Source organism: Aquabacterium sp. (assembly GCF_041909175.1).
In the GTDB taxonomy this organism is placed as follows: Bacteria; Pseudomonadota; Gammaproteobacteria; order Burkholderiales; family Burkholderiaceae_C; genus Aquabacterium.
The window spans coordinates 146,060-167,816 of the sequence record NZ_JAYRDZ010000001.1 but is presented as its reverse complement, the minus strand read 5'-3'; the positions used below and the strand labels follow the sequence as shown (position 1 = coordinate 167,816).

22 protein-coding genes are annotated in these 21,757 nt (G+C 64.8%); 9 read left to right on the top strand and 13 right to left on the bottom strand.

Going from position 1 to position 21,757, the window contains the following annotated elements; translation table 11 throughout:
- Positions 1–2 precede the first annotated feature (2 nt).
- Both ACE3PH_RS00710 and ACE3PH_RS00705 read left to right on the top strand, forming a co-directional pair.
- Positions 3–1,166 (top strand): diguanylate cyclase, encoded by a 1,164-nt coding sequence (locus ACE3PH_RS00710; protein WP_374315471.1) that lies wholly within the window; start codon positions 3–5, stop codon positions 1,164–1,166.
- A 76-nt stretch (positions 1,167–1,242) separates the two neighbouring features.
- On the top strand, positions 1,243–2,892 hold the full coding sequence (locus tag ACE3PH_RS00705; RefSeq protein WP_374315469.1) for an ATP-binding protein: 1,650 nt from the start codon (positions 1,243–1,245) through the stop codon (positions 2,890–2,892).
- Here the strand turns inward: ACE3PH_RS00705 and ACE3PH_RS00700 are convergent.
- The 7 genes from ACE3PH_RS00700 to mnmG form a co-directional block, all read right to left on the bottom strand.
- Positions 2,843–3,388, bottom strand: a complete 546-nt coding sequence (locus ACE3PH_RS00700; RefSeq protein ID WP_374315467.1) for a flavin reductase family protein — start codon at positions 3,386–3,388, stop codon at positions 2,843–2,845. The genes ACE3PH_RS00705 and ACE3PH_RS00700 overlap by 50 nt on opposite strands.
- 49 nt (positions 3,389–3,437) lie before the next feature.
- On the bottom strand, positions 3,438–4,190 hold the full coding sequence (locus ACE3PH_RS00695; protein ID WP_374315465.1) for a trans-aconitate 2-methyltransferase: 753 nt from the start codon (positions 4,188–4,190) through the stop codon (positions 3,438–3,440).
- A gap of 8 nt (positions 4,191–4,198) precedes the next feature.
- Positions 4,199–5,101 carry a ParB/RepB/Spo0J family partition protein gene (locus tag ACE3PH_RS00690; protein ID WP_374315463.1) on the bottom strand — a complete coding sequence of 301 codons (903 nt, stop codon included), beginning with the start codon at positions 5,099–5,101 and terminating at the stop codon, positions 4,199–4,201.
- Positions 5,102–5,117: 16 nt separating this feature from the next.
- Positions 5,118–5,726, bottom strand: a complete 609-nt coding sequence (locus ACE3PH_RS00685; protein ID WP_374316209.1) for an RBBP9/YdeN family alpha/beta hydrolase — start codon at positions 5,724–5,726, stop codon at positions 5,118–5,120.
- A gap of 37 nt (positions 5,727–5,763) precedes the next feature.
- On the bottom strand, positions 5,764–6,540 hold the full coding sequence (locus tag ACE3PH_RS00680; protein WP_374315461.1) for a ParA family protein: 777 nt from the start codon (positions 6,538–6,540) through the stop codon (positions 5,764–5,766).
- 80 nt (positions 6,541–6,620) lie between these two features.
- Positions 6,621–7,277, bottom strand: coding sequence for a 16S rRNA (guanine(527)-N(7))-methyltransferase RsmG (gene rsmG, locus ACE3PH_RS00675; protein WP_374315459.1), 657 nt, complete (start codon positions 7,275–7,277; stop codon positions 6,621–6,623).
- 33 nt (positions 7,278–7,310) lie between these two features.
- Entirely contained in the window at positions 7,311–9,398 is a 2,088-nt protein-coding gene (mnmG, locus tag ACE3PH_RS00670; RefSeq protein ID WP_374315457.1) for a tRNA uridine-5-carboxymethylaminomethyl(34) synthesis enzyme MnmG, read from the bottom strand.
- Between the two features lie 226 nt (positions 9,399–9,624).
- On the opposite strand from mnmG, the gene ACE3PH_RS00665 reads away from it, so the two are divergent.
- Positions 9,625–9,879 (top strand): YkgJ family cysteine cluster protein, encoded by a 255-nt coding sequence (locus ACE3PH_RS00665; RefSeq protein WP_374315455.1) that lies wholly within the window; start codon positions 9,625–9,627, stop codon positions 9,877–9,879.
- 2 nt (positions 9,880–9,881) lie between these two features.
- On the opposite strand, the gene ACE3PH_RS00660 is transcribed toward ACE3PH_RS00665, so the two are convergent.
- A complete protein-coding gene (locus ACE3PH_RS00660; protein WP_374315453.1) occupies positions 9,882–10,298 on the bottom strand; it encodes a YchJ family protein in 417 nt (138 codons plus the stop codon).
- A gap of 79 nt (positions 10,299–10,377) precedes the next feature.
- On the opposite strand from ACE3PH_RS00660, the gene ACE3PH_RS00655 reads away from it, so the two are divergent.
- From ACE3PH_RS00655 to ACE3PH_RS00645, 3 genes are all read left to right on the top strand, one after another.
- On the top strand, positions 10,378–12,603 hold the full coding sequence (locus ACE3PH_RS00655) for a sensor histidine kinase (RefSeq protein WP_374315451.1): 2,226 nt from the start codon (positions 10,378–10,380) through the stop codon (positions 12,601–12,603).
- An 18-nt stretch (positions 12,604–12,621) separates the two neighbouring features.
- Positions 12,622–13,302 (top strand): LuxR C-terminal-related transcriptional regulator, encoded by a 681-nt coding sequence (locus ACE3PH_RS00650; protein WP_374315449.1) that lies wholly within the window; start codon positions 12,622–12,624, stop codon positions 13,300–13,302.
- 140 nt (positions 13,303–13,442) lie between these two features.
- A complete protein-coding gene (locus ACE3PH_RS00645) occupies positions 13,443–14,384 on the top strand; it encodes a hypothetical protein (protein ID WP_374315447.1) in 942 nt (313 codons plus the stop codon).
- On the opposite strand, the gene ACE3PH_RS00640 is transcribed toward ACE3PH_RS00645, so the two are convergent.
- Positions 14,350–15,342 (bottom strand): hypothetical protein, encoded by a 993-nt coding sequence (locus ACE3PH_RS00640; RefSeq protein ID WP_374315445.1) that lies wholly within the window; start codon positions 15,340–15,342, stop codon positions 14,350–14,352. The two genes, ACE3PH_RS00645 and ACE3PH_RS00640, sit on opposite strands and share 35 nt — an antisense overlap.
- A 258-nt stretch (positions 15,343–15,600) precedes the next feature.
- Between ACE3PH_RS00640 and ACE3PH_RS00635 the strand changes: the two genes are divergently transcribed.
- Together ACE3PH_RS00635 and ACE3PH_RS00630 are read left to right on the top strand one after the other, a co-directional pair.
- The gene (locus tag ACE3PH_RS00635) at positions 15,601–16,023 is read left to right on the top strand and encodes an RNA recognition motif domain-containing protein (protein WP_374315443.1); all 423 of its coding nucleotides are present in this window, start codon (positions 15,601–15,603) and stop codon (positions 16,021–16,023) included.
- Positions 16,024–16,194: 171 nt separating this feature from the next.
- A complete protein-coding gene (locus ACE3PH_RS00630) occupies positions 16,195–16,656 on the top strand; it encodes a hypothetical protein (protein WP_374315441.1) in 462 nt (153 codons plus the stop codon).
- Here the strand turns inward: ACE3PH_RS00630 and ACE3PH_RS00625 are convergent, their stop codons facing one another.
- Genes ACE3PH_RS00625 through ACE3PH_RS00610 form a run of 4 tightly spaced genes read right to left on the bottom strand, consistent with a single transcriptional unit; the run spans position 16,657 to position 19,637 of the window.
- Positions 16,657–17,448, bottom strand: coding sequence for an SDR family oxidoreductase (locus tag ACE3PH_RS00625; RefSeq protein WP_374315439.1), 792 nt, complete (start codon positions 17,446–17,448; stop codon positions 16,657–16,659).
- Positions 17,432–18,046, bottom strand: coding sequence for an LPS export ABC transporter periplasmic protein LptC (lptC, locus tag ACE3PH_RS00620; RefSeq protein ID WP_374315437.1), 615 nt, complete (start codon positions 18,044–18,046; stop codon positions 17,432–17,434). The genes ACE3PH_RS00625 and lptC overlap by 17 nt, the downstream gene beginning before the upstream one ends.
- Positions 18,043–18,630, bottom strand: a complete 588-nt coding sequence (locus ACE3PH_RS00615; RefSeq protein ID WP_374315435.1) for a KdsC family phosphatase — start codon at positions 18,628–18,630, stop codon at positions 18,043–18,045. Before ACE3PH_RS00615 ends, lptC begins: the two co-directional genes overlap by 4 nt.
- The gene (locus ACE3PH_RS00610) at positions 18,630–19,637 is read right to left on the bottom strand and encodes an SIS domain-containing protein (RefSeq protein WP_374315433.1); all 1,008 of its coding nucleotides are present in this window, start codon (positions 19,635–19,637) and stop codon (positions 18,630–18,632) included. The genes ACE3PH_RS00615 and ACE3PH_RS00610 overlap by 1 nt, the downstream gene beginning before the upstream one ends.
- Before the next feature lie 68 nt (positions 19,638–19,705).
- Here ACE3PH_RS00610 and ACE3PH_RS00605 point away from each other — a divergent pair, with 68 nt between their 5' ends.
- Entirely contained in the window at positions 19,706–21,724 is a 2,019-nt protein-coding gene (locus ACE3PH_RS00605) for a cation:proton antiporter (RefSeq protein WP_374315431.1), read from the top strand.
- Positions 21,725–21,757: the final 33 nt, after the last annotated feature.

The window sequence follows — 21,757 nt, the reverse complement described above, 5'->3', positions numbered from 1 at the left end:
ACATGCGCGCCTTCCTGCACACCCTGAATACCTGGCTGCTGGGCACCGAGCGGCATCAGCGCATGCGCGTCAAGATGACCTTGATCGCGCTGTACGGCTATGTGGTCAGCACCGCCTTGCTGTTCTATGGCATGGACATCGACCTGGTCAACCCACGTCACGGCTGGTGGCTGATAGCCTACATCTGGACGGGTGTGCCGGTGTTCTATCTGCTCGTGCGTACCGGCTGGGCCTCACGCCTGGGCAACCCCAGTCTGGACCTCCATCAAAGCCTCTACGCGCTGGTGGCCATACTGGGCGCCTACGTCATCACCGGCCCGGTTCGCAACTCGGTGCTGATGCTGATGTGCCTGGTTCTGGTGTTCGGCATGTTCACCATGTCGGCCCGTCAGGTCATGCTGATGGGTTTGCTGTTTGTCTGCTGCCTGGGCAGTGTCCAGACCATCATGGTGCTGGCCAACCCCGGTGCGTTCGACGTCCGCATTGAAGTGGTCAAGTTCATCCTCGCCGCCTGCACCCTGCCCGCCGTGTCTGCTGTGTCGATCTACGTCAGCCAGGTTCGTGCACGGCTGATCGAGCAAAAGGAAGAACTGGCACATGCCCTGGCCATGCTGCAGGACATCGCCTCGCGTGACGAGCTGACCCGCCTGGTCAACCGCCGCCACATGCAGGAGCGCGTCACCCAGGAAGCAGACCGCCAATTGCGCAGCAACGAAGCCTTCTGTCTGGCCCTGATCGACCTCGACCATTTCAAACGCATCAACGACCTGCATGGTCATGCCATGGGTGACATGGTGCTCAAGGAATTTGCGCGCCTCGCACTGGAAGGCTGCCGCAAGACCGATGTGCTGGCGCGCTGGGGCGGCGAAGAGTTCCTCATGCTGATGCCGGCCGAGACACTGGACGGCGCGCAGGCCGCGCTGCAACGCATCCGCGAACACCTCGATACATCGATGGCCCTGTCGCCCGGGCTGAGCGGCTTGCAGGTCACCTTTTCTGCCGGACTGACCGACCACCCCGCAGGCGAACCGCTGCATGAAACCCTGGAGCGCGCCGACCGTGCGCTCTATACCGCCAAGGAGGGTGGCCGAAACAGAACCGTGGTGACACCCGCCATGGGCAACGGCGCCACAAGCCCGCCTTTTGCCGATCTCGCCCATCTGTGAGACAGTAGTGGCGCGGCGCGAGCACACCACCCTCTGCCGCATGGGAGGACGGTGGTGATGATTCAGTGGCATTTTCATGAGCATTCCGCCCGCCAATCCCGGTCAGGACGAGGTTCAGCAATTGCGCGCCCAGGTGGCCGCACTGTACGAGCGTCTGCAGGCCAGCGAAGAAAACTACCGACAGCTCTTTGCCGCCGGCGTCGGCATTGCGCGGGTCAGCCTGCAAGGCCACTTTCTGGAGGTCAACCACCGCTTCGGCGAGATCGCGGGACGTTCGCCAGATCAACTCAGGCAACTGACCTTCCAGGACATCACCCACCCGGACGACCTGTCACCCGACATGGCCTTGGTGGAGTCCTTGCTGGAGGGGCGCAGCCACCGCTACACCATCGACAAGCGCTATGTGCGCCCCAATGGCGACATCGTCTGGGTCGCCCTGACGGTGGCTTTGCTGCGCGATCGGCTGGGCCAACCGCTGCACTTCATCTCGGTCATCGAAGACATCACGGACCGGCGCCGCCTGGCCGAGGCCGTGATGACGGCCAAGGCCGCCGAGCGGGCCAACAAGGCCAAGACGGAATTCCTGTCCCGCATGAGCCATGAGCTGCGCACACCGCTCAACGCCATGCTGGGCTTTGCACAGCTGTTGCGACTCGACCCGGCCAACCCGCTCAACACGGCGCAGACCCGCAAGGTCGAACACATTGAAAAAGCCGGCGGACACCTGTTGGCCATGCTGACCGATGTGCTGGATCTGTCTCGCATCGAAGCCGGTGGGCTCCCGCTGAGCATCGAGACCCTGCAGCTGGCCCCCGTCTTCGACGAGGCTGTCAGCATGGTCACCAACCAGTTGCGACAGGCCCAACTCGAGCTGCACTGCACCGCACCAGATGAAGACGTTTACGTCAAGGCGGATCAGGTGCGGCTGCGGCAGATCCTGGTCAACCTGCTGTCCAATGCCATCAAGTACAACCGGCCTGGCGGGCGGGTGATGATCGAGGCGCAGGCCTTGCGCGCCTTCGTGGTCATCACCGTGACCGACACCGGAAGCGGCATGTCCGAAGACCAGCTCAGCCACCTTTTCGAACCCTTCAACCGCCTGGGCGCCGAGTTGAGCAATGTGGAAGGCACCGGCATCGGCCTGGTGATCGTCAAGCGCCTCGTCGACCTGATGCAAGGACGCATCGAGGTCAGCAGCCAGCCCCATGCCGGCAGCACCTTCCGCGTGTGGTTGCCCAGTGCCGAAGACCCGAACATCGCCTTGCGCGATGCGCAGGAAACGCTGGGGCTGGACACGCCCCGCTCGGGCTGGGGCACGTTCGATGCCCTCAACCCCGGCACCCTCTCCGTGCTGTACGCCGAAGACAACCGTGTCAACGTCGAGCTGGTGCGCCAGGTGGTGCGCATGCGCCCCAAATGGCAAATGGAAGTGGCCCGCTGCGGCGCGGATGCCATCGAGATGTGCCGCTCCAGCCCGCCGGATCTGATCCTGCTGGACATGCACCTGGGCGACATGAGTGGCCTGGACGTGTCCGATGCGCTCATGCAGTACGCCCACACCGCCAACATCCCGCGCGTAGCCCTGTCAGCAGATGCCATGCCCGATCAGATCAGGCAAGCGCGAGAGCGCGGCTTTCTGGACTACCTGACCAAGCCGCTGGACGTAGGCCGACTGCTCAAGCTGCTGGACCGCTGTGCGGGGGAGCGGACCAGTTCAGGTCTGTGAAGAAACGGCCACCCTGGTAGACCAGCGGTGGCACCCCCACGCGGCGGCGACAATGCATGACGCGGCCCACGAAGATCACATGGTCGCCTTCGTCATGCTGGCTGCGCTGTTCGCACTCGAACACCGCCACGGCGCCGTCGATCACCGGTGCACCGGTCAGGCCGGGCTTCCAGGGTGCGCCGTCAAACCGGTCGATGCCCTTGCGGGCAAAGCGCTCGGCCAGTTGCCGCTGATCCGCACCCAGGACATTGATGGCGTAGTGGCTCGCTGACAGGAAACCCGGCATCGAGCCCGATTGCTTGGCCAGGCTCCACAACACCAAGGGCGGGTCCAGCGACACCGAATTGAAGGAATTGGCGGTCAGCCCGACCAGGCTGCCATCTGCCGCACGCGCGGTGACCACGGTGACGCCGGTTGCGAACTGCCCCAGGGCGGCCCGGTATTCTTCTGGTGTGAACGTGGTCTGGCTGGCGGTGTCGGACTGCGGCTGGCTCATGTCGGCTTTCTGGATCAAGCGCACAGTGTAGACGGCGCCCCCCATGCCGTCACAGCGGCTGACGGTACAACCACACAGGCCGTCCGCCTTCCAGCGTCAGGCGGGCCGCGGGCTGAAGGCGGTGCCCGGCATCGTCCACCGCCTCGAATTCCAGGCTGACCAGCCAGGCTCCCGGACGCAGCTCCTGGCGTGCCTTGGCCACCGCGCGAGGCATGGTCTCCGGACGCTGGAAGAGATAGACGAGGTCATAGCCGGACCAGTCGTCGGCCCACATGTCGCCGCGGCGCACGGTGGCCCAGGGACAGCGCCAGGCACACACCAGGCGCCACAGCCAGCTCCATTCGGTGCCATGCAGCGTCGCTTCGGGGTAGGCCCGGTGCAACTCAGCCAGGCCATCGCCCATGCCGCAGCCGGCGTCCAGCACCCGCGCCTGCGCTGGCAGGGGCAGCAAGGCTGGCAGGTCGACCAGGGCGTTCTTCGGGGTGGGAAACACCGGAGCGTCGCGCCAGGCATGGACCGGATAGGCCAGCAGCAGCAAGGCCATGGGCGCCAGCCATAACCAGGCCGGCAAGGCACCGCCCTGCCCCAATGCCAGCACCGACAAAGGAAAGCCTGCCGCGACAAAGATGCGCCGCCAGGGCGTGTTGGCCATGGGCGGCAACACCGCCAGCAAAGCCCCCAGCAGCGCCGGCAACAACAGGCCCAGTACAGCAGGCACCCCCGCCGCCTTCAAGGCCAGGCACAAGGCCCAGGCCAGGCCCCACGCCAGCAGCGCGGGCAAAGGCCACAGGCGCAGCAGCATGCGGCCGCTCAGCCCTGCTCGGCCTGGTTGCCGCGCAGCTTGTCGATCAGGCCGTTGAGCTCGTCCAGGCTGCCGAACTGGATGGTGACTTCACCCTGCTCGCCCCGCTTGGTACGCTTCTTGATGTGAATGCTCACTTGCGCTGTCAACACATCGGACAGCTCTTCTTCCAGCCGAACCACATCACGCGACTTTTCTGCCTTGACGCGCAGCAGCGGCGACTGGCGACCCGCACCAACCAACTTGGTCACGAGCTTTTCAGCATCGCGCACATTGAGCTTCTTGCCGATGATCTCGTGCGCCGTGGTGATCTGCTGGGCCTTGTCGAGGGCCAGCAAGGCGCGGGCATGGCCCATGTCGATGTCGCCGGCCATCAGCATGCCCTGCACCGGTTCGGCCAGGTTCAGCAGACGCAACAGGTTGGACGCCGCACTGCGCGAGCGTCCGACAGCCTGCGCCGCCTGCTCGTGGGTCAGGCCGAACTCCTGCGTCAGGCGCTGCAGACCCTGGGCCTCTTCCAGCGGGTTGAGGTCCTCACGCTGGATGTTCTCGATCAGCGCCATCACGGCGGCCGCCTCGTCGGGCACCTCTTTGACCAGCACCGGCACCTCGGTCAGCCCGGCAATGCGGGCCGCCCGCGAGCGGCGTTCACCCGCGATGATTTCGTAGCGCCCGCCACCGATCGGTCGAACCAGAATCGGCTGCATGATGCCCTGGCTGCGGATGCTTTCCGCCAGTTCATAGAGCGAGCCCTCGTCCATGCGGGTACGCGGCTGGTATTTGCCGGCCTGCATCAGGTCGAGTTTCAAGGTGGTCGGTGGGCCCTCTGGAGCAGGAGCCGCATCGCTGACTTTGGGGCCCAGCAGAGCCTCCAGGCCCATGCCCAGGCCTTTGGATTTTTTCGTCGCCATAGGGGTGGATTGTCCTTCAGTCTGCGGCCGCTGTGATGTCCTGGGTGCCCAACCATGCCTGCCAGCGCGCCCAGCCGGCAGGCCAGTCGCCAAAGCCGGCATCGGCATTCACATGCCCGGCGGGGCCCAGGTCGCCGAAATCGGCCCCCCAGTCTGCCGCCAGACCGGCACTGCGGGCCAGCGATCCATAGGGGTCGTTGCTCGAAGCCAGCATCAGCGCCGGAAAAGGCAGCGCCTGCCGCACCACGCGACGCCAGCCATGCAGCTGGGGTGGCATCGAGGTCATCGCATCCGGGCCATCCAGATCAGGTGGGGCGACCAGCAAGGCTGCACGCACCCGCCCTGTCAGCCCAGAATGGGCCGCCCAGGCCGCCACCAGATGGCAGCCCAGACTGTGTGCCACCAGCACCACTGGCGCGCCCTGCTCCGGCACCTGGGCAAGCAAGGTTTCGTCCAGACGCATCATCCAGTCGCCGCGCAGGGGCTGCTGCCAGTCGTCCTGCTCGACCCGGGTGAAGCGGGCCTCGTCAGCATGCAACAGGGCCCAGCGGCTCTGCCAGTGGGCCGGGCCGGAATCCTGCCAACCAGGCAGCACAAGCACGTGCAAACGGTCCTGATCGAGCATCTTGTTCACGTCAACCGATCCGCACGCGGACACGGCGTCAGGCCAGGCCTCGCTGGACACGCTCGACCAACTCCCCAGCAAAGCCAACGAAGGCCTGGGCCCCCTTGCTGCTCGGGTCGAACACCACGCCCGGCACACCGTAGCTGGGGGCCTCGGCCAGGCGGACATTGCGGGGAATCACCGCGTCAAACACCTTCTCGCCGAAGTGTGCCTTCAGTTGTTCGCTCACCTGCTGCTGCAGTGTGATGCGGGGGTCGTACATCACACGCAGCAAACCGATCAGCTGCAGGGCCGGGTTCAAGTTGGCGTGCACCTGCTTCACGGTGTTGACCAGGTCGGTCAGCCCTTCCAGGGCGAAGTATTCGCACTGCATCGGCACGATCACGCCATGGGCACAAGTCAGTCCATTGAGGGTCAACAGGCTGAGCGAGGGCGGGCAATCAATCAGCACGAAATCGTAATCGGCTGCAGCGGCTTCGATGGCCCCCTTGAGACGCCGGTCACGGCGCTCCAGCGGAACCAGTTCAATTTCTGCACCAGCCAGATCGCGGTTGGCACCCAGCACGTCATAGCCGCCTTTCGGGCTGCGCTGGCGGGCTTCTGCAATCGAGGCATCTTCCAGCAGCACGTCGTACACGCTGTGCTCAAGGGTGCGTTTGTCCACCCCTGACCCCATCGTGGCATTGCCCTGCGGGTCGAGGTCCACAATGAGCACACGCTGGCCAATCTGCGCGAGACCGGCAGCCAGGTTGACGGTGGTGGTGGTCTTGCCAACCCCACCCTTTTGGTTGGCGATGCAGAAGATGTGCGGCATGGGGTGATTATCCTTGCTCTGCTGCACTGCGCCAAATGCCGTTGTCGCTGACGCGACAGTCAAGTCGACTTCCGTGTCCATCACGCCTGTGTATCCCGCATCCAGACCAGGCAGCGCTCGGCATCGAGGCCCGGCACCCGCAACTGTTCCACGTGAAACACCTCCACGCCGGAAGGCAATGCCGCGATCTCTTCATCAGGCACCTTGCCCTTCATCGCCATCCAGACACCGCCAGGCGCCAGCAGCCCGCGGGTGAGCGACACGAAGTCCAGCAAGGACGCAAAGGCACGCGACGTGATCACGGGCCAAGGCTTGGCAGGCAAGGTCTCGACCCGCGCATGCTGGGCACGCAGATTGGGCAACTTCAACTCGGCGGCCACCTGCCGCACAAACGCGGTCTTCTTGGCTACGGCATCCACGCAGGTCACCTCGAGTTGGCGCATGGTGATCGCCAGCACCACACCCGGCAGCCCGCCCCCACTGCCCACATCGAGCACGGCAGACGGCTGCTCACCCAGATGGCGCCACAGCGGCGCACGCACCACCAGGCTGTCCAGCAGGTGCAGGCGCAGCATGTCCTGAGGGTCCCGCACCGCGGTCAGGTTGTAGGTCTTGTTCCAGCGAGACATCATCTCGACGTAGCCCAGCAAGCCCGCCACTTGCCCATCAGTCAGATCGGGTGCAGGCGACAGGTCGACTTGCGTCAGGGCCTCACGGAATGGCACTTCAAGGTTCATCGTTTCAACAATCAGATGGTGTGGTCTCGTCGATCAGACCGATGTGGGCTGGGCTTCGTCCATCCGGTCAAAGCCCTTGAAGCGCCCCTTCTTCAGATGGATGAGCAACAGCGAGATGGCCGCAGGCGTCACACCGGAGATGCGTGAAGCCTGTCCGAGCGTCTCGGGGCGGTGCTTGTTCAGTTTCTGGCGCACTTCGATGCTCAGCGCCGGCACAGCCATGTAATCCAGATCCAGAGGCAAGGGCAGGCTCTCGTAATGAGCCGCACGCTCTACTTCGTCCACCTGCTTGCTGATGTAGCCAGCGTATTTGACACTGATCTCCACCTGTTCGATCACCGCGTCAGCCAGGGCTGCACCCAATTCGGATGCCAGCATGGCGCGCTGATCAAGGGGTGTTGTTTCACGTGAAACAACGTCAGGTGCAGCCAACTCGCCACCAGCCTGGGCCACCTTGTCTGCGCGCATGGCCAACTGGATGTCAGCAGCAATCTGGCCCGCCTCAGCCACCGCATCGTAGTGAACGCCCGGGCGTCTGAGTAAATCCGCGAGGTTGTATTCACGTTCCAGCGCCTTGCCCAACAGCCGCTCGGCATCGGTGGCAGGCAATGTTGCAGGGCGAACCCAGGTGGTGCGCAGCCGTTCTGTTTCACGTGAAACAGCATCGCGCTTGCGGTTGAAGGCATCCCAGCGCGCATCGTCAACCAGACCCAACTCACGCCCCACTTCCGTCAGCCGCATGTCCGCATTGTCCTCGCGCAATTGCAGACGGAACTCGGCTCGGCTGGTGAACATGCGATAAGGCTCCGTCACCCCCTTGGTGATCAGGTCATCGACCAGCACGCCCAGGTAAGCCTGATCACGGCGCGGCACCCAGGGGCCCTGCCCCTTCGCCTGCAAGGCCGCATTGAGGCCGGCGAACAGGCCTTGCGCGGCGGCCTCTTCATAGCCCGTGGTGCCATTGATCTGCCCGGCAAAGAACAGGCCCTCAATGGCCTTCGACTCGAAGCTGGACTTCAGCTCACGCGGATCAAAGTAGTCATACTCGATGGCATAGCCCGGTCTGAGGATGTAGGCATTCTCCAGGCCCGGCATCGTGCGCAGGGCGTTGAGCTGGATGTCGAACGGCAAGGAGGTGCTGATCCCGTTGGGATAGAACTCGTTCGTCGTCAGACCTTCCGGCTCCAGGAAGATCTGGTGCGAATCCTTGTCGGCAAAACGGTTGATCTTGTCTTCAATGGAGGGGCAATAGCGCGGACCCACACCCTCGATCACCCCGGTGAACATCGGGCTGCGGTCAAAGCCCGAGCGGATGATGTCGTGGGTTTGCGTGTTGGTGTGCGTCACCCAGCATGGCAACTGGCGGGGGTGCTGATCCGGCGAACCAAGGAAGCTGAAAACCGGCACATCCGGACCGGTCGGGGCCGATTCACCCCACTTGCCCACCAGGCCCACGCCATCACCGGGCTGTTCGGTCAATTGGCTGAAATCGATGCTGCGGCCATCGATGCGCGGCGGGGTCCCGGTTTTGAGACGCCCTTGCGGCAGCTTCAATTCCTTCAGGCGTGCGGACAAGGACACCGCCGGCGGATCACCCGCACGCCCTGCGCTGTAATTGTTCAAACCCACATGGATGCGCCCGTCCAGGAAGGTACCCGCGGTCAGCACCACAGCCCGCGCGCGAAAACGGATGCCGACCTGCGTCACCGCACCGACCACCCGGTCGCCTTCGACCATCAGGTCATCCACAGCCTGCTGGAACAGCCACAGATGGGGCTGGTTCTCCAGGCGCTTGCGGATAGCGGCCTTGTAGAGGATGCGATCAGCCTGCGCACGCGTCGCCCGCACGGCCGGCCCCTTGCTGGAGTTGAGGATGCGAAACTGGATCCCACCCTCATCCGTGGCCGCCGCCATGGCCCCACCCAGCGCGTCCACCTCCTTGACCAGGTGGCCCTTGCCGATCCCCCCGATCGATGGGTTGCAGCTCATCTGCCCCAGCGTTTCAATGTTGTGACTCAGCAGCAGCGTGGCACAGCCCATGCGGGCTGCAGCCAAGGCTGCTTCGGTTCCGGCGTGGCCACCACCGACCACGATGACGTCAAATTCCTGGGGATACAGCACGGCTCACCTCGCTCGAGAAAGTGCTTAATTTTTGGGCAACCTTCCATTGTACCGAGTCAGCGCGCTCTGCGCACATACCCGCACCAGCATCGTGCGCCCATTCGGGCAAACTAGGGATAGGCACACCAGGCCGATCAACCTACGATCTCGCCCAATACGTGCTGTCATCACGCTCGACTACAAAAACAGGGCTCGCTTTCACGCTTCATGGAGGCACACTCGCGCCATGAACTGTCGCCCTGGCTGCGCCGCCTGCTGCATCGCGCCCTCCATTTCTTCCCCCCTGCCGGGGCTGCCCCAAGGCAAGCCGGCCGGCGTACCCTGCCCTCATCTGGATGAAGCCCTTCGCTGCCGCCTGTTCGGTCAGCCCGAACGGCCGGCCGTGTGTGGCTCCCTGCAACCCAGCGAAGACATGTGCGGCGACAGCCGCGAACAGGCCCTGCGCTGGCTCACCGCACTCGAAGACGCCACCCGCAGTTGAGCTCAGCTCGCGTCGGCACGAGCCTTCACGTAATACCAGCGCCCCTCTTCCCGCACGAATTCGCTGTTTTCCTCCAGGCGATGCGCCCGCCCACCGATCTTGTAGCGCGCCACAAAAGCCACCAGGCCGGAGGACTCGGCAGGAGCCGGCGCCTGCCGCACTTCCAGGCCCAGCCATTTGAGGCCAGGCTCCGGTGGCTCGATCTCGCCGGGCCGGGTCGAGGCATGCCAGGTCGCCAACAGATACGGTCGCAAGTCCAGCACAAAGGCGCTGTAACGAGAGCGCATCAGCGCCTCCGGGGTCGGGGCCTGCCCAGCGGCCGCCCCCCCATCGTGATAGCGCCCGCAACAAGCCGAGTAAGGCAGACCAGACCCGCAGGGGCAAGCGGATGAGGCAGTCGAAGAGGTGGGCTTGGCCATGGCGCGCGTGGTCTACACCAGGATGGTGACGAAAAGGCCTTATCGTAGCGACTCCCGACCCACCACCTGAACCGGACCGATGTTGTTGTTGCGCCGTCTCTGCTCCCGACACAACCTGCCCTGGTGTCTGCTCAGCCTGTTGAGCTGGTTGATGGTGGGGGTGCTGGTCTGGGACTCGGCCACCGCACCCGCGCCGCAACCGGCATGGCATTGGGCGCCCGACACTGGTCTGACCATGGCTGCCCCAGGCGGCCCGATCCCCTTGGCCGGACTGCGTTTGCCAAATGGAGCCATCACCGAAGCGAGCCCCAGGTGGCATGCACTGGCACCCGAGACACAACGCACCCTGCCCGACCTGCAGGCCTACTTCCAGACCGAGGGCTGGCTATGGTCACTGCGTGGCCAGTCACTGCATTTCGTCGACGTCGATGGCCAACTCTGGCCGGTCCGCTGGAGCACACTGGGCACCGCCGTGCTGACCCATATGAACTGGGCACTGATCTCGATGGCCCTCTTCACCTGGCACCTCGCCCTGTGGAACTGGCGGCAACGTCCCCGCGATCGACTCGTCGCCATCTATGCCATTGGTGGCCTGGCCTATGCCGCCAGCCTGCTGGTGCGCGCCTGGGTGTCGGCGCGCCCCTGGGCTGTACCAGGCTGGAGCATGGCGGCTGTTTTCCATGTGTCGCACCTGATGGGCTACATGCTCCTGGGTGGTTGCCTGTTCGTGGCGATGCGCCTGCCTCGGCGCCTCATCCCGCTGGCCCTGGAGCGCGTCATCGTCGCCGCCATCCTCGCCCTGTGTGTCCTCGACCAGCTCCAGGCATCACCGGCCATGCTGTTTGCGACCTACCAGTACCCCGTGGTGCTGATGACCTGCGCCATCGTGCTGCTGGAGGTCTGGCTCGGTTTCAAGCTGCGCCATGACCCCACCTACCGCGCCGCGCTGCGCTGGCTGTTCATGGCCTTTGCGCTGTCTGCCGGACCAGGGGTGCTTTTCTATGCCTTCTGGGCGATGGGATGGATGGACCTGGGCATCAACCATTCCGCCAACCTGATGGCCCCCGCGCTGGGCTATTACGGCATCTCGGCCCTGCTGCACCGGGAGCAGCTGTTCCGGCTGGAGAACCTCCGATCCGGGGCCCTGGCCTGGTGGATCGCCTTGCTGGCCGCCCTCGCCGTGCTGCTGGGCCTGTCCACCCATGGCGGCAGCCTCGTCAGCTGGGCCCCACTGGTGTCGCTGCTGACACTGCCCTGGGTCTATCTGGCCGCACGCCGGTGGCTGGACCGACGCGCCCCGCTGACCGCCGCAGAGCGTCTGGAACAGCTGGTGCCCCAGTTGATGAACATGGCCGCCGCCGAGTCCCGTGCGGGTCACACCAGGCAGCACTGGCATGACATCCTGAGCGCAGCCTTCCAGCCTGAAAGGCTCAGCGTCGGCACGACAGCATCCTCGTCAACGTGCGACATCGCCATCCTCGAAGGCGGCGTCTGCCTGCGTGTGCCTGAACTCGATGGCCAGGCCGGCCCCGCCGAGCCGCCCCCCTTGCTCCTGCACGGTGCGCAAGGCGGCGCACGCTTGTTCAACCCCACCGACATCCAGCTGGCCGAAACCCTGTGGCGACTGGCCTCGCAGGGCGTGCTGGCTCACCAGTCCTACACACTGGGCGCGCATGCCGAACGCCGCCGCATCGCCGCCGATCTGCACGATGACATCGGTGGCAAGTTGCTGCATCTGAGCCAGGCGGCGGCCGACCCGCAGATGCGGCACTACGCGCTCAACACCCTGGGTGACCTGCGCAACATCACCCGTGGCCTCAGCGCCCAGCACCGCAGCTGGCGCGACGCCATGGCCGACCTGCGCCACCAGCTGACCCGCCGACTGGAAGCGATCGATGTGGATCTGAACTGGCAGATCACCTGGACCGAGGCCCTGTTGAACCAGCCCGCCCCAGCCGAAGTGGCGGTCTCCATCAGCTGCATCGCCAGTGAACTGGTCCGCAATGCCCTGGAACACGCCCAGGCACCCCAACTGCGCATGCTGTGGCAACAGCACGGCGACCAGCTGACCTTGTCCCTCGTCCACAGCGGCCAGGTCACCGATCCCCAACGCTGGCAACCGGGCCTGGGCGTGAACTCGATTCGTCGCCGGGTTGGCGAACTGGGCGGGCAATGTCGCTGGGTGCGTGAAGCCGACAGCGGCGAGTTGCATTTCGATGCCAGCTGGCCTGCGGCCGCATGCGCCGCGACGTCGCAGCCCGCCAACGCGTCCCGAGGACTCGGGATAGCCGGGCACACCGCCTGAGCCGAGAATGCCCGGACCATGGCCAGCACCCACCCCCAGCGCATCCTCATCATCGAAGACCAGCCCGAAGGCCACCGCCTGCTCGGGCGCATTGTTGACGAGCTGTTCGCACCGGCCACCCGAGACCACGCGCCCGATCTCGCGCAGGCCGAACCCTGCCTTTACAACGCCTATGACCTGGTGCTGTGCGACCTGCGCCTGCCTGATGGCCTGAGCCTGGGCTGGATCGAACGCTATCGACGGCTCCACCCCGATGCCTGGCTGGTCGTGAGCACCCTGTACGACGATGACGACCTCGTGTTCGCCAGCTTGCGGGCAGGCGCCGATGGCTACCTGCTCAAGACCGACCCGCCCGAGCTGCTGCAGGACACCCTGAGCCGCCTGGTGCGAGGAGAGCCGCCCATGTCCCCCACCATCGCCCGCAAGGTGCTGGTGCATTTCCGGGGTCAGGCGCCCGATACCCCTCGCCCCCAGCCCGACATCGACACGGAAGGGCTCGAACAGCTCTCCCCGCGCGAACAGGAAGTGCTGACCCTCATTGCCCAGGGCCTCAGCGCCAAGATGGTGGCCGGCGAGCTGCAGACCAGCCGCTACACCGTCAACGATCAGATCAAAAGCATCTACCGCAAGCTCGGCGTGCGCAACCGCGCCGAAGCCACCGCGCAGGCCATGCGCATGGGCCTGGTCGACCTCGGCTGAGCAGCCCTCCCCGACAACTCGGGATAGCTGCCCAGCGCCCACCTCGGCACCATCGGCGCGTCCCCATATTCGGGCTTCCTTAACAAACCATCAAACCAGTCTGGACGGGCCCATGCGCCCGCCCATGGAGAAGTCTTGCCATGCATCTCATGAACCAGCCCCACAAAGCCCTGCTGACCTCCGGCATCGGTCTGCTGCTCACCGCCTGTGGCGGTGGTGGCGACAGCGGCACCAACGACAACAGCGCCGTGCCCACCGGCCGCCTCGGCCAGATCACGGCCCTCAGCACCGGCTACCTGCAGTCGGGCACCTATACCCCCACCGATTGCGTCAACAGCAGCAACCAGTCCGTCAGCCGCAAACTGCGACTCAACAGCAATGGCAGCATCGAATGGCTCGACGGCAACAGCACCGTGCTGGCCACCTACACCCCGAACAACAGCACCACCTCCACCCAGCGCGAGTCCCGCCAGTTGCAGTTCGTGGCAGACACCAGCCTGTCCTACAGCCACTGGTTCTTGCGCTACAAAATCTACGACAGCAGCGGCTCCCAGACCCTGGACTTCCAGCTCGCCCAGAACTACCTGCGCATGCAATATGGCAGTGCCGACGACAGCTGCGGCGCCTCGGGCGCCAGTGCCGCGGTCGTGAGCATCCCCATTACCCTGGACAGCGCCAACCTGAAGGCCCGACTGAAATCGGTTGCGGCCACCAGTGGCACCACCACGGGCTGGAACAGCACCAATGTCCTCACCGACACCGGACAGACCTATGCCCGCTTCATCCTGGACGCCTCGGGGCAGATCAACAGCACCTATGGCAGCACCAGTGCGGCCTGGGGCGACTGGGGCGACCGCCTGGCCAGCAGCACGACTCGGGGCTACATCTACGAAAGCTGGTGGGCTCAAAACAGCTCGGGCGCCAGCAGCCCCACGCAGCCAACCATCTACCTGCAGTTCGGGCACCCCACCCTGACCTTCTCTGGCACCACCACCGCCGAGAACATGAGCTTCCAGATCGAGAGCTACAGCGGCACCACGCCCGTGGTCACCATGGGCGCCACCTCGAGCGGCCCTCGCTGACACTGGGCACGGGCATGGCCGCACCACCATCGTCGTGCAGCCTGCCCCGCAACAGCAGGTAGATCTCGCATGCCCCACGCAGGTAGACCAGCGTGGGCAGCACCACCGCCAGGGCAAACACCAGTCCACCCCCGACCGACGCCGCCATCACATAGGGGTGGGCTGCCGCAGGCACGTCGGTCGCCGCCGTCATCTGCAGGCCATGGCCAAACAAGCCGGCCATGAACAGCTCCGGTGCCACGTCCACACCCAGCATCCACACCGACAACTGGGCCATGACCCGACCGCCGGCCATGACAATGAAGCTCAGGGCCCCGCCAACCAGCGCGGTGATCACGCCGAGCGCAGTCGCCAGCGCGGTCGCCTCGAGCAGCCGATGGCGGATGAGCGCCCACAAGGTACGAACACAGTCCACGGAAGAGGCGCCCGCCCATACGGCTGGCCCGGCAAGCAGGCCCACCACCGTGGTGCCCGCCAGCAAGGCGACACCCAGCACCACCACCGTTGCCGGCACCACCAGTGTGAACAGCCAGGACCCGACCACGGGCAGGCCGCACAGCCAGAACAGCCCCCAAACGAGCGCACCGCCCGCCAAGCCACAGGCCAGCACCACCAGCAAGGCAACCAGCACCCGATGGGCCACGCCCAGCGCATCCTGCAAAGCCACCCCGACGTCGCGAGAAGCCAGTCCCTGTGCGGCATCCATCATCATCAGGCCCGCCGCATTGGCGCCATAAAAAACGATGAACAAGGCAGCCGCGCCCAGCACGATGGCGCCCCGCTCGTGTCCGCCCGACAACACTTGCAAAGACTGGGTGAGTGTGAAGCCGCCGGCGGCAAAACTGGCCAACAGCACATACAACGCGCGCCCGGACTTCATGGCGACAACACAGGAAAACAGACGCGCGAAAGCGGCGCCCCAATCCATCTCTTCAGCGTGGTCCGATGTCGACACCATGGATTTCCAGACGTGGAGCCCGAGTCATTCGGGCAGCATGCAGGCAATCATAGGGGCTACCCCCTACCCCGAAATGACGAATCGACGCAACAAACCCGCAGACCAGTTGACATTTCGTCGCAATGGGGGAAAAAAATCTGTGGCCTAAATAAAAACTCTCACTCATAATGGTTTGGTCTGTGTCTGGTAGCGACCCCGAGAAGGAATGGGTCCTGATGGGTTGAAGCTCCGCATGGTTACTTTGAAAGGAGCTCACTCATGGGCAACAAACTCTACGTAGGCAACCTGGCCTACACCCTGCGCGATCAAGATCTGCAGGATGCCTTCTCGCAATTCGGCGCTGTCAACTCTGCCAAGGTCATGATGGACCGTGAAACCGGCCGTTCCAAGGGCTTCGGTTTCGTGGAAATGGCTTCCGATGCAGAAGCCCAATCCGCCATCAACGGCCTGAATGGTCAACCTCTGGCTGGCCGCGCCATCGTCGTGAACGAAGCACGTCCTCGTGAAGAGCGTCCCAGCGGCTTCCGCAGCCCCTACGGCGGCGGTAACGGTGGTGGCGGCTTCGGCGGCGGCCGTCGTGAAGGCGGCGGTGGCGGCTTCGGCGGTGGCCGTCGCGAAGGTGGCTTCGGCGGTGGTCGTCGTGATGGCGGCAACGGCGGCGGCTACGGCGGCGGCTACTGATCCTGTTGGCCGGCTTGGTCCGGCCTGAGGCTCAAGAAAGGCGATGCTCCGGCATCGCCTTTTTTCATTCATGGCTCAGCGTAGGACACATCTCGATACGTGTCAGGGGTCAACTCGTGACATCCTCGACGCGTTGAGTACAGTGCTCACCTACTTTCTGAGGAGTTATCCATGTCTAACCGCTTTGCTTCCGGCCTGCGTCTGGCCCGCCATGGTGCGTTGGCCCTGACCGGTCTGCTCGCAGCCGCCAGCGGTTTCGCTGCAACCAACGTAGGCGTCAGCGTCTCTATCAACCAGCCAGGGTTCTATGGCCGCGTCGACATCGGCGACCAGCCGGCCCCGGCCGTCATCTACCCGCAGCCCGTCATCATCGACCGCGGCCCGGTGGCGGTTTACCAGCGGCCCATTTACATGCGTGTGCCTCCCGGCCACTACAAGAACTGGGGCCGCTACTGCCACAACTACAACGCCTGTGGTCAGCCGGTTTACTTCATCAACCCTGATCGCAACGGCCCTGCCCCACGCATGGATCGCCGTGACGACCGCCGAGATGATCGTCGGGATGACCGCCGTGACGATCGCCATGACCGCGGCCATGGTCATGGCCGAGGCCACGACCGCCACGATCATTGATCACTGGCGTCGACGCTTCTTGCGGTGAGACTGTGCGCCCACCGCAGCGTCGAACAACCAGCGCGGCATGAAGCGCAACACGGTTGCCACCACGCCCATCTGCCAGGGGATCACCCGAAAGCGCACCCCCTGGTCGATGGCCCTGACGGCCCGCCGAGCAAACGCATCGGGCGCCATCAGGAAGGGCATCGGGTAGTCGTTCTCTGCCGTCAGCGGCGTGGCGACATACCCTGGCGCCAGGGTCACCACACGAACCCCGAACGGCCGCAACTCACCGCGCAGCGTCTCGCAAATCTGCACCACGGCAGCTTTTGACGCGCAGTAGCCTGCGTGTCCGGGCAAACCGCGCATGGCCGCCACGCTCGCCACCCCCACCAACGTGCCAGAACGGCGCTGCTTCATCGGCTCGATGAAAGGCTGAAAGGTCGCCGCCAGACCGGACACATTGGTGGCCAACAGGTCATCCAGCACCGCCAGGTCTTCTTCATATGACAGGTCGATGCCAACGCTGATACCGGCATTGGCGATGACCACGTCCGGCACACCCCACTGCGCCATGCAGCGCTGTGCGGCCGACTGAAGCCGCGCGGGCACGCGCACATCGGCCCCCAGCGCGAGCCATTGCCCACGGGGCCAGCCCTGGGCCAGTGCCCAGGCGCTCAAAGCCGCCTCACGACGGGCCACCATGGCCACACGCCAGCCCTGATCCACATAAGCCTTGGCCAGTGCCTGCCCCAAGCCACTGGAGGCCCCGGTGATGAAAACCAGGCGCCCTTCAGCGGCGCGGGGCATCGTAGTAACCGCTGACGTGCTGGTGGAACTCGGTGATGCCGGTGCGCTGGTCATGCAGCATCGAGCCGCCGCGCACCACCCCGGCCTCATGCAACAGACGCACAGGCTGATCCGAGCTCAGCACCTGCGAGCGGTTGTCCGCCTTGAGGATCTCACCTTCGAAGGTCACGGGCGAGGACGCCAGGCCCTTGGCCCCCGGCTCGGCGAAGGCCACGGCATGCGCGCCCCCTTTGAGGGTCACGGTCTGGTTGACCCCATCGGCAAAACCCTGGCGGGCCACTGCCTGCAGCCGTTTGCCCGCATCATCCCGGGCTGACAGCCGTACCTCGTCAATCACCAGCCGATCACCGTCGACATAGTGCCGCATCACGCGACCATCCAGCACGGACACCAGCTGACCCTTGGGTGCAAAGCGTTCGACACGCGCCTGTTCCAGTTCATAGTCCGGCGCAGAAGACGCGGCGGCGGCCCGAGCCGGGCCATTGCTGCGCGGTGTGGACTGCACCAGCCACCACGTGAAAGCAGCCAAGCCGGCCACCGCCACGATGGGTATGGCTGACCGGGCCTGATCAAGGGCATGGAGCCACAGCTTCTTCACCGACGCGCCCCTTCGGCCGTGGTGTCCAGTGTCTGGAGATGCCCTTCCAGCAGCGCCTCATAACGCCCAGTGGCCCACAGCAACAGGTCACAGCATTCGCGTGCAGCACCTTCTCCCCCACGCACGGATGTGACGTGGTCGGCCAGGGCCCTGACCTCCGGGTGGGCGTTGGCCGGGGCACACGCGAAGCCCGCGCGCACCAGCAATGGCAGATCAGGCCAGTCGTCGCCCATCACGGCCACCTGCTCCCAGTTCAGTCCCAGTTCCGCCAGCAGGGGCTCGGCCACGGTCAGCTTGTCATGGGCACCGAACACCGCCTGGGTCACACCCAGGTCTTTCAGGCGACGGCGCACGGCGGGTGAATCACGCCCGGTGATGACGATGGGGGTGATGCCGCCTTGTGCCAGCAACTTGAGGCCATGGCCATCCAGTGCATGGAAGGCCTTCAAGGTTTCACCCGCTTCGCTGATGTAGAGGGTGCCGTCCGTCAGCACGCCATCGACATCGAAAATGGCCGCGCGGATGCCTTCCGCCAGGACGCGGGCATCATTCGAAAAAGACTGTGTCGGCTTGATCGTACGCATCAGATCACCTTCGCGCGCATCAGGTCGTTCGTCGACACGGCGCCGACCAGATGCCCTTGGGCGTCAACCACCAGCAGCGTGTTGATGCGGCAGGTTTCCATCAGCGACACGGCTTCCGCAGCCAGCACGTCATCGCGGATGGTGCGGGGCCCCGCCGTCATCAACTGTGCCGCCGTGGCCGAACGCAGGTCCACCCCGGCTTCGATCTTGCGACGCAGGTCACCGTCGGTGAACACCCCCAGCACCTTGTTGCCAGCACCCACCACCACAGCGGCACCGAGGCCCTTGGCGCTCATCTCGCGCATCAGGTCGCTGAAAGAGGTGTCCGGTCCGACCTTGGGCAAGGCATCGCCCGAGCGCATGACATCGCGCAGGTGCGTGAGCAGCTTGCGCCCCAAGGCGCCACCCGGATGGGAGCGTGCGAAATCTTCAGCCTTGAAACCACGCAGTTCCAGCAAGGCGACGGCCAGCGCATCGCCCAACGCCATCTGCGTGGTCGTGCTGGCCGTCGGTGCCAGGTTGAGCGGGCAAGCCTCCTTGTCCACGGCGCAATCGAGCACGATGTCGGAGTGGCGAGCCAGCGAAGATTGCGCCTTGCCGGTCATGGCAATGAGGGGCACACCCTGGCGCTTGAGCACCGGCAACAGCGCCGTGAGTTCTTCGCTCTCACCGGAATTCGAAATGGCCAGGACCACATCGATGCGCGTGACCATACCGAGATCGCCGTGGTGGGCTTCTGCGGGGTGAACGAACATCGCCGGGGTCCCCGTGGAGGCCATGGTGGCCGCGATCTTGCGGCCCACATGGCCACTCTTGCCCATGCCCATCACCACCAGGCGCCCTTTGCAGGCGAGAATCGCCTGCACGGCCTTCACAAAGGCCTCTCCGCTGTGCTCACCCAGGCGCGCACTCAAGTCCTGCAAGGCCTGCGCCTCGATCTGCAAGGCATGCTGTGCCATGGCCACCACAGCCGTCGGCTCGACAGCACCCGGAAGCGAAGAAGTCATACCAGATGAAGGAATGTTTGAAACAGTCATGAATGTAGCGGGTAGGATCGAGGGATTCTAGGGACAAGATGGCCAGCACGCTCGACCTCACATTGTTGTACCTGTTTGCCGCGGTGCTCGGCGTGGTGCTGTGCCGTCTGGCCAAACTGCCACCGATGCTCGGCTACCTGGCAGTCGGTATTGTGATCGGTCCCAACGCCCTTGCGCTGGCCAAAGATTCGGCCGGTGTGCAGCATCTGGGCGAATTCGGCGTCGTCTTCCTCATGTTCGTGATCGGGCTGGAGTTCAACCTGCCCAAGCTCAAGAGCATGAAGTCACTGGTGTTCGGCCTGGGCTTCAGCCAGGTCGCCCTCACCATGATCGCCACACTCATCGGCCACACCGCGCTGAGTGCCATCATGGCCCAGATGGGCCATGCCGAAGGGCTGCTGGGCTGGGGCATCACCTGGCAGAGCGCCATCGCACTGGGTGGTGCGCTGGCCATGAGCAGCACCGCCATCGTCGTCAAGCTGATGGCCGAGCGACTCGAGCTCGACAGCCCCCATGGCAAGCGGGTACTGGGCATCCTGCTGTTTCAGGACCTGGCCGTGGTGCCCTTGCTGGTGCTCATTCCTGCCCTCGGTGAAGACAGCGCCGCCGACCTGACCCGCACCCTGGCCATCGCCATGGGCAAGGGTGTGGCGGTGCTCACGGTCGTGCTGCTGGCCGGGCCCCGGGTCATGCACTGGTGGCTCACCCTGGTCGCTCGCCGCCAAAGCGCCGAGCTGTTCATGCTCAACCTGCTGCTCGTGACCCTGTCGCTGGCCTGGCTGACCGACTACGCCGGCTTGTCGATGGCCCTGGGTGCCTTCCTGGCCGGCATGCTGATTGCCGAAACCGAGTTCAAGAACCAGGTGGAAGCCGATATCCGGCCTTTCCACGACGTGCTGCTGGGCCTGTTTTTCATCACCATCGGCATGAAGCTCGACTGGCACAGCGTCATCGACCACTGGCTGCTGGTGCTCATCCTGACCACCTTGCCGGTGTTGTTCAAGTTCGGTCTGATCACCATGCTCACCCGCCTGTCCGGGGCAGAAACCGGGGTGGCACTGCGCACGGGTCTCTATCTGGCTCAGGCCGGTGAATTCGGTTTCGTGCTGCTGACGCTCACCGCCGGCACCCACCTCATTCCCCACCAGGCGCAAAGCCCGCTGCTGGCATCGATGGTGCTGTCGATGCTGGCCACGCCCTTCATCATCATGGCCAGCAACACCATCGTGATGAAGCTGTCGTCCAACGACTGGCTGATGCAGTCGCTGGCCATGACCAAGGTGGCGACCAAAACCATTGGCATCCACAACCACGTCGTCATCTGCGGTTATGGCCGCAGCGGGCAGAGCCTGGCCTATCTGCTGCAACAGCAGCGCATCCCCTACATCGCGCTGGATCTGGACCCGGACCGTGTCCAGCAGGCCATGTCGGCCGGGCAAAACGTGGTGTTCAGTGATGCCACACGGCCCCAGAGCCTGATTGCCGCGGGTCTGACGCGCGCGGCAGCGGTCGTGGTGACCTACCCGAACACGGCATCTGCCCGCAAGATCTTGCAGGTGGTCCACGAGCATGCGCCCACCGTACCCGTACTGGTTCGCACCACCGACGACAGCGCCCTCGACGAACTCCATGCTGCAGGCGCCACGGTGGTGGTCCCCGAAGCCCTGGAAGGCTCGCTGATGCTGGCCTCTCAGGCGCTGGCCCTGCTGGGCGTGCCAATGCGCCGGGTGCTGCGCATGATCCAGGACCAGCGGGCGGCCCGCTACGGCATCATCCGCAACTACGTTCACGGTGCCGATGACGACACGGTCGACGAGCGCGAACTGCAACGCCTGCGCTCCTTCACCCTCGGCCCAGATGCGCCCGCCATTGGCAAGACGCTGGAGCACGCGCTGCATGAGCTCGACATGACGGTCGTGGTCATTTCCCTGCGTCGCGCCTACGGCGCGGTCATCACGCCCACGCCCTCACTGCGACTCGAACAGGGTGACACCCTCGTGCTGTCGGGCCGCCCCAAGGCGCTCAACCGCGCAGAAGAAGTGTTGCTCAACAGCTAGCCCTGGGCGCATCCCTCTGGCGGAGAAGGCCGG